The 7,731-nt window shown below is 71.8% G+C and carries 6 protein-coding genes and 2 pseudogenes; 3 read left to right on the plus strand and 5 right to left on the minus strand.

Annotated elements, in window-relative coordinates; translation table 11 throughout:
- Positions 1 to 197 precede the first annotated feature (197 nt).
- The 3 genes and pseudogenes from E1267_RS41130 to E1267_RS47740 form a co-directional block, all read left to right on the plus strand.
- Complete coding sequence (locus tag E1267_RS41130; RefSeq protein WP_132341329.1) at positions 198 to 1,385, plus strand: MFS transporter; 1,188 nt, start codon at positions 198 to 200, stop codon at positions 1,383 to 1,385.
- Between the two features lie 139 nt (positions 1,386 to 1,524).
- A pseudogene (locus E1267_RS41135) lies at positions 1,525 to 1,659 on the plus strand (ABC transporter ATP-binding protein); the annotation flags it as partial.
- Between the two features lie 126 nt (positions 1,660 to 1,785).
- Positions 1,786 to 1,917: pseudogene (locus tag E1267_RS47740) on the plus strand (ATP-binding protein); the annotation flags it as partial.
- Between the two features lie 51 nt (positions 1,918 to 1,968).
- Here the strand turns inward: E1267_RS47740 and E1267_RS41145 are convergent.
- The 5 genes from E1267_RS41145 to E1267_RS41165 all read right to left on the minus strand — a co-directional run.
- On the minus strand, positions 1,969 to 2,922 hold the full coding sequence (locus E1267_RS41145) for an electron transfer flavoprotein subunit alpha/FixB family protein (RefSeq protein WP_132341331.1): 954 nt from the start codon (positions 2,920 to 2,922) through the stop codon (positions 1,969 to 1,971).
- Positions 2,923 to 2,943: 21 nt separating this feature from the next.
- On the minus strand, positions 2,944 to 3,723 hold the full coding sequence (locus tag E1267_RS41150; RefSeq protein WP_132341333.1) for an electron transfer flavoprotein subunit beta/FixA family protein: 780 nt from the start codon (positions 3,721 to 3,723) through the stop codon (positions 2,944 to 2,946).
- Positions 3,724 to 3,963: 240 nt separating this feature from the next.
- Positions 3,964 to 5,178, minus strand: coding sequence for a serine/threonine-protein kinase (locus E1267_RS41155; RefSeq protein ID WP_132341335.1), 1,215 nt, complete (start codon positions 5,176 to 5,178; stop codon positions 3,964 to 3,966).
- A 35-nt stretch (positions 5,179 to 5,213) separates the two neighbouring features.
- Positions 5,214 to 7,025: a serine/threonine-protein kinase gene (locus E1267_RS41160; protein ID WP_132341337.1), complete on the minus strand. Its 1,812-nt coding sequence runs from the start codon at positions 7,023 to 7,025 to the stop codon at positions 5,214 to 5,216.
- Positions 7,026 to 7,041: 16 nt separating this feature from the next.
- A partial coding sequence (locus E1267_RS41165; protein WP_220449921.1) for a hypothetical protein occupies positions 7,042 to 7,731 on the minus strand: 690 nt, incomplete at its 5' end.

A 7,731-nucleotide genomic window follows, 5' to 3' on the forward strand; every position in this document is an offset into this window, starting at 1 on the left:
CGCCCGCCCACGGGCGGCCGGTCCCCGCGCGAGTTCACGCGCCGATTCCGTTCGACACCCCTGCTCACGGGCCCGTCACGGCCCGATCGAGCCGGGGCTTTTCCCCTGCGGTGAGCGACCCCGCTCTCCCTCCCCTGCCTGGACGCCCATGCGTCCGGAACCCCTGAAGACAACGACTCCGTGTGAGGTGTGGCCTTATGACCCGCGAGCTGAGGGGTGCCCGTTACGGGGCGGTCCTCACCTTTGTCCTTGCCGGCCTGATGGTGGGCACGATGACCGTGCGCATCCCCGCCCTGACCGACAAGCTGGCCCTGTCCGAGGCCATGGTCGGGACGATCCTGCTGGCATGGGGCCTGGGCGCTCTGGTGACCATGCAGTCCATGCGGCGCGTCATGGCGCGCGCGGGCAGCAGGGCGGTTCTGCGGATCGGTGGCCCGCTGACGGCACTCAGCCTGGTGGCCGTGGCGCTCTCCCCCAACCTGCCGCTGTTCATGGTGGCCGTCGTGCTCTTCGGCATGGCCTTCGGCGTCATGGACGTCGCCATGAACGCCCAGGGCTCCACCGTCGAGCAGGCCTACGGGCGGCCGCTGATGAACGGCATGCACGCCGGCTGGTGCGTCGGCGCCATCTCCGCCGGAGCCCTGGGCAGCCTGGCCATCGCCGCCGGCCTGCCGTTCACCGCCAACGTGGCGCTGGTCGGCCTGGCCGCGCTGCCCGTCACGGTGCTGATCGGCCGTACGCACCTGCCCGAGCCCCCGTCCACCGGCATCGGTCCGGCGGGCCGGCACCGCATGCCGCCGGTCGTCTACCTGCTCGGCGCGATCATGTTCTTCGCGTTCATGGTCGAGGGCACGGTGGCCGACTGGAACGGTCTCTACATGCGCAACGAACTCGGCGCACCCGAGGCCCTGGCGGCACTCGGCTACCCCGTCTTCGAGACCGGCATGCTGGCCGCCCGGCTGACCGGCGACCGGCTGCGGGCCAGGTTCGGGGTACGCGGCATGCTGACCGTCTCCGGCGTGGCCACGGCCGGCTTCTTCGCCGCCGTACTGATCGCGCCGGCGGCCCTGGTGGCGGTGGCGGCGATGTTCTTCGTCGGGCTCGGCGTGGCGACGATCTCGCCCCTCACGTTGTCGCTGGCCGGCACCGCGACCGGCACGCCGGGTCCCGCGATCGCCCAGGCGGGGGCCATGGGGTACGCGGGCCTGCTGCTCGGGCCCGTGGTGATCGGCTTCATGTCGGACGCCACCTCGTTGCGTACGGCGCTCGGCGTCGCGGTCGTCCTCGGCGTGCTGATCGCGCTGGCCTCCCGGCTGCTCCCGCGCGAGGACCCCGCCCCGGTCACGCCGCTGCCCGTCAGGGAACCCGCCGAAGCCGCCGCCTGAGCGGCCTGCCCCTGGGGCTGTGCGTTCCCTGTGGACCTCGGCGCGGGCGCCGCCCGCCCGCTAGTGGCGGCGCCCCGCTCACAGAGGACTCATAGATCCGCTCAGAACGCATCCAAACAGGCGACGCAGGCTGGATCGCATGATCCAGCTCACCGCACTGACGAAACGTCACGGCGACGTGGTCGCCGTGGACGATCTCACCTTCACCGTACGGCCCGGTCTCGTCACGGGCTTCCTCGGCCCGAACGGAGCGGGCAAGACCGCGTGTCGGAGATGGCCATGACCGCCGACCGCCTGGTGGTCATCGGCATGACCGCGCCCGACGTGGGGCGGCTGGCGGCGGAGGAGGTGGAGCGGGTGCTGGACCGCTTCCACCGGGCGGACGGCTCACGCGCGCGGGCGACCGGCGGGGCTGGGGCCGGCCATCGTACGCTCCATCGTCACCGCCCACGGAGGACGGGTGGAGGTGCGCTCCGTGCCCGGCGAAGGAGCGGCCTTCCACGTGCGCCTTCCGGCCCTTCGCGGGCAGTGATCCCACGAAAAGGGACGGCGCCGCGTCGTGCGGCACCGCCCCCTTCAAGCCCTACTTGCGCTTGGAGACCTCTTCGGTGAGCTGCGGGACGACCTGGTGCAGGTCGCCGACGACGCCGTAGTCGGCCAGCTCGAAGATCGGCGCCTCGGGGTCCTTGTTGATCGCGACGATGGTCTTCGCGGTCTGCATGCCCGCCCGGTGCTGGATCGCGCCCGAGATGCCGGCCGCGATGTAGAGCTGCGGCGACACCGTCTTGCCCGTCTGCCCCACCTGGAACTGGTGGGGATACCAGCCCGCGTCGGTGGCGGCGCGGGAGGCGCCGACGGCGGCGCCGAGCGCGTCGGCCAGGCCCTCGATGACCGAGAAGTTCTCGGCCGAGCCCACGCCGCGCCCGCCGGAGACGACGATCGCGGCCTCCGTCAGCTCCGGCCTCGCGCCCTTCTCCTGCTTGACCCGCTCGACGACGCGGGCCGCCCTGGCGGCGTCGGTCAGCGCGACCGTCACCTCCTCCTCGGCTCCGGCGCCCTGGGCCGGCTCGGGGGCGGTGGAGTTGGGGCGTACGGCGACGATGGGCGTGCCCCTGCGCACCCGGGAGTGCACGTTGACGCCGCCACCGAAGATGGACTGGTCGGCCACGAAGCCCTCACCCAGGCCCACGGCGTCGGTGATGACGCCGGAGTCGGTCTTGACGGCCAGCCGGCCGGCGACCTCCTTGCCTTCGGCGGTGGCGGCCACGAGCACGGCGGCGGGCGACTTGGCGGCCACGAGCTGGGCCAGCAGCTCGGCCTTGGGCGCCACGACGTGGTCGACGATGTCGCTCGACCCGGCGACGTAGATCGTCTCCGCGCCGTATTCGGCGAGCCTGGCCTTGGCCTCGGGGGTGATGCCCGGGCCCGCCCAGACGGCGGCGGGCGCGCCGAGGGAGCGGGCCAGGGTCAGCAGTTCGAGCGTGACCTTCTTGACCTCGCCTTCGACCTGCTCGACGAGAACGAGAATTTCCGACATATCAGTTGTTCTCTCCCGTGCTCAGATGAACTTCTTGGAGGCCAGGAACTCGGCGGCCTTGGCGCCGCCGTCACCCTCGTCCTTGACGATCGTGCCGGCGGCGCGCGGGGGCGCGGGGGCGAAGTCGACCACCTCGGACCAGGCGGCGGCCAGGCCGACCTGCGCCGGGTCGATGGAGGCGTCGCCGATGGCCAGCGTCTCGACCGGCTTCTTCTTGGCCGCCATGATGCCCTTGAACGACGGGTAGCGCGGCTCGTTGATCTTCTCGACCACCGACACGACGGCCGGCAGCGTGGCCTCGACCCGGTCGTAGCCGTAGTCGGTGATGCGCTGGACGGTGATGGACGTGCCGTCGACGTCGACCTTGTTGGCCAGCGTCAGCTGCGGCGCGCCCAGGCGCTCGGCCAGCATGGCGGCCAGCACCCCGGTGCGCGCGTCGGTCGACTCGGAGCCCAGGACGACCAGGTCGAACCCGATCTTGTTGAGCACCTGGGCCATGGCATACGAGGTGGACAGCGCGTCGGAGCCGTGGAGCGCGTCGTCGCTGAGGTGGACGGCCTTGTCGGCTCCCATGGCCAGCGCCTTGCGGATGGTCTCGGTGGCCTTGGCGGGGCCCATGGAGAGCACGGTCACCTCGCCGCCGTGGGCCTCCTTGAGCTTCAGTGCCTCCTCGACCGCGTATTCGTCGAGCTCGTTGACCACGCCGTCGGCGGCGTCGCGGTCGAGCGTGTTGTCATCGGACCGCAGCTTGCGCTCGGTCGCCGTGTCGGGGACCTGCTTCACGCAGACGACGATGTTCATGGCCGGTGGCCGACCTCCCGTGTTCGCGTGCGCCACCGCCTCACTGCGGTGGGCGCCGAATGCAATGCTGTCCAGACTGCCAGGTGCCCGCCGGGCTCCCGACAGAGGGTGTGCCATGGTCTGGCGTTATGTTACCCATGAGTAGTTGTTGTGCAACCGCCGGGTGGGGGCGGCCGGCGAGAGGATCCCGCCGGCTCCACCCTACCGAACTTCATTCTGTTCGTTGCCCAGGGGTGAGGATCACGCCGACAAGAGGAACACGATCCCCACCACCAGGGCCGTGCCCGCGAACAACGCCAGCGTGAACGTGCTGAACACCGCCGCCAGCCCGAAACAGAGCCCGACCGCCCCGGCCACACTGACCATATCCGTGACGACACGGCGCCGCCGATAGAGGCCGCGCGTGAAAAGCGCCACCCCGGCGTCGGACACCACACCCAGCGCGTACGCCGCCAGCAGGAACAGCGCCACCTCGGGCAGCGTCTCCTCGGCGGCGGCCGCCAGCAGCGCCACGAACAGCCCCGAACCGATCACCCACCGCCTGCGCACCTTCTCCCTGTGCCGCGCCCGCGACTCCTCCACGGACCGCTGGGGGCGCTCCTTGCCCGGCCGCCACTCCCGCGTGCTCGTGTCGTCGGCGGCGGTGCGCGAGCGCGCCGTCGCCGGGTGTGCGCGAGGCACGTGGGAGACGGGCGCCACATCGAGCCTGGCGCAGATCTGCGCGGCCGTCGGCCGCGCAGCGGGATCGGTGGACAGGCACTCGGCTAACAGCGGCTCCAGCCAGCCCGGCACGCCTTCCAGGTCGGGCGCGTGGTGCACGACCCGGTAGGCGACCGCCGACGCGGGCCCCTGCCCGTACGGCTGCCGCCCCGTCGCCGCGTACGCCAGCGTCGCCCCGAACGAGAACACGTCGGCCTCCGGGCCCGCGCTCCTGCCCTCCAGCACCTCGGGAGCCAGGTAGCCGGGCGTGCCCACCACCGCGCCCGAGGCCGTGACGGACAACGAATCGAGGGCGCTGGCGATGCCGAAGTCGATGACCACCGGCTCCCCCTCGGTCATCATCACGTTGGCCGGTTTGAGATCGCGGTGCACCACGCCCGCCTCGTGCATGGCAAGCAGCGCGTCGGCCAGCCCGTGAGCCAGCAGGCGCAGGTCAGCGACGGGAACGGGCACAGCGCTGAGCGGCCGGCCCTGGACGTAGCGGGTCACCAGGTAGGGGCGGGAACCCTCGAGCGAGGCGTCCAGCACCTCCGCCACGTGCGGCCCGCCGACCCTGCGCATGGTCTCGACCTCGCGCGCCAGCCTGGCCAGCGCGCCGCCGTCGGCCGCGACATGCGGATGCAGCACCTTGACGGCGACCGTACGCCCCTCGGCGTCGAGCGCCAGGTGCACCTCACCGAATCCACCGGCCCCGAGCCGGGAGAGGAGCTCATACGGACCGAGCCTGTCGCCCATACTTCTTCTCTCCCCCCGGGAGCCCGCGGGGACACTCAGTTCCAGGGAGTGAGGAACCCCAGCCCGAGCCCGTCGAGCAAGCTGTCGATCATTCCGGTGATCAGGCCCACCGTGGTCTGCCTGGCGTCGCTCGCCAGGTCTTCGATCACGGTCTCCGGTGCCCGCCACGGCGCCCACACCGCCTCCTGGCCCAGCGCGAACATGACCGCGAACAACGCCGCCGTGCCCATCAGCACGACCGCGACCAGCGCGGCTCCCGGGCTGCGCAGCACGCCGGTGAGCGTACGGGTGACGGCCTTGCGCGGGGCGCCGCCGCCGGGCAACACGAACAGGCCCGCCACGAACGCGCCCGCGGCGTAGGACGCCGCCAGGTTGACGCTCATCTGGCCGACCCAGTGGAGCATGCCCCAGACGCAGACCCCGAACAGCAGCGCCAGCGGAACGTGCACCGCCGACACGAGCGCGGACTTGACCAGCGCCCACGGTGTGCCCACCACGACGAGCCACGGGTCGGCCGCGCTGCTCCCCCGCAGCTGGCGGCGCTTGACCAGGTCGCCGAAGAGGTATTCGCCGATGCGCAGCACCAGCACGATCGCGACGGCGATCGCGCCCACCATGACCGGCATCATCACGGTCAGCGCGACCAGGGTGACCAGCATGAGCAGCCCCACGAACTGGCTGCCGAACAGGTATTTCTTCCGCTCGGACGGCGGAGTGTACGTTCGCGGCTCGGGCGGCGGTGTGTAGGGCCTGGCCTGGGAGGGAGCGGTGGGCCGGGGCGCCGCGTAGCCCGCCACGTGCTGGTCGGGACGTTGCGCGGGCGGCCGGGCGGAGACCGGCGCGGGCACGTAGGGCGGCGGCCGCTCCTCGCGCCGCGGCGGCGCCTCCTCGTAGCGGGGAGGAGGGTCGGCACGACGCTGGGGCGCCGGCGGCGCGCCGTATTCGACCGGCGGCAGCAGGTCGGAGAACGTGTCCATGGTCCGGGTGCGGTTGCCCACGCGTTTGGTGCCCGTCGGGCCGTCGGACGACGCCTCGTTGAACGTGGTCACCGACGGGTCGAGCGCCTTGGCCATCCGCAGCAGCTCGTGCGCGTCGGGCCGGGCCGACGGCTCGACCTGCAGCGCGCGGGTGAGCCAGCCGCGCAGCCACACGGGCGCCTTGTCGATCTGCGCCCGGCCTTCCATGATGTTGAAGCAGACCGCCTCGAACGTGCCCGTGCCGAACGGCGGCGCCCCCGTCGCCGCGAAGAACACCGTCGAGGCCATCGCGTGCACGTCGGCCGCCTGGGTGATCTCGGAGTCGCGGATGATCTCGGGCGCGAGATAGCCGGGCGTGCCGACGAACATGCCGGTCTGGGTGAGCCGGGTGGCGTTCACCAGGTGGGCGATGCCGAAGTCGATGACGAGCGGCTCACCGTCGACGAGCATCACGTTGGACGGCTTGAAGTCACGGTGGATCACGTCGGCCGCGTGGATGGACACCAGGGCCCTGCAGAGCCCCTGGGCGAGCCTGATGAGGTCGCGTGCCTCCAGCGGGCCCTCGGCCAGGACGGTGTCCTCCAGCGTGCGGCCGGGCGCGAAGCGGGTGACGACGTAGGGCTGGCCGCCGACGAGCTCGGCGTCGATCACCTCGGCCACGTGCGGGCTGCGCACCCGGCGCATGGTCTCGACCTCACGGGTCAGCCGGTCGCGCGCCTTGAGGTCGGCGGCCACGTGCGGATGGAGCACCTTGATCGCGACCTCGCGGCCGTCACCGTCGAGACCGAGGTGGACGACCCCCATGCCGCCTTCGCCGATCTTCCTGACCAGCCGGTAAGGGCCGAGGCGCTCTGGTGCCTGGGTGTTCATCGCCACCTTCCCCGCGTCATCCTCCTGAATTCCCTCTCAGACTTTCGAGCTGCTTCACCACTGGATCGACGTTCAGCGGAGTCCATACGGCCCCCTTTGGCTTGTCCCCGAACGTGCCGTAGGCGAGGATCAGTGAGAGCGCGGCACCCGCCGCGAGAACTCCCGCCATCGCCATCGCCGCTGTTCTCGAGGGTACGAGCGATGAGAGCGTTCTGCGCATCTGCTTGCCCGGTCCTTCGACCCCCGGACCGGCGCACACCGTCCACAGGGCGATCGCGGCGCCCCACGCCAGAGCGTAGGACGGGTCCATCCTGGCGACCACGGTGAGCAGCAGCGTCACCGGCAGTCCCAGGATGACGGCGTAGAGCAGCAGAGCCAGCGTGATGCCCGCCGACTTGGCGAGCTCCTTGGGGAGGGAGAGCACCCTGACCACGTCGAGCGCCGCCGCGCCCGCGGCCCGGCGCGCCATCAGCGCGGGCTGCGCCAGGTCGGCCGCCCGCAGCAGCACCGCGACCGGGATCGCCAGCACCGCCACCAGCACGGGCGCGAGCACGGCCGCCACGATCATGATGACGAGCAGCATGGCGCTCGCCACGCCGTAGGCCCTGGAACGCTGCAGCACCTTCCCGGGCGACACGGCAGGGATGAAGGGCTCACGCTTCGTGGGGGCGGGATGGTAGTGGGACTGCACCGGGATGTAGGGGGG

Source organism: Nonomuraea longispora (assembly GCF_004348345.1).
In the GTDB taxonomy this organism is placed as follows: Bacteria; Actinomycetota; Actinomycetes; order Streptosporangiales; family Streptosporangiaceae; genus Nonomuraea; species Nonomuraea longispora.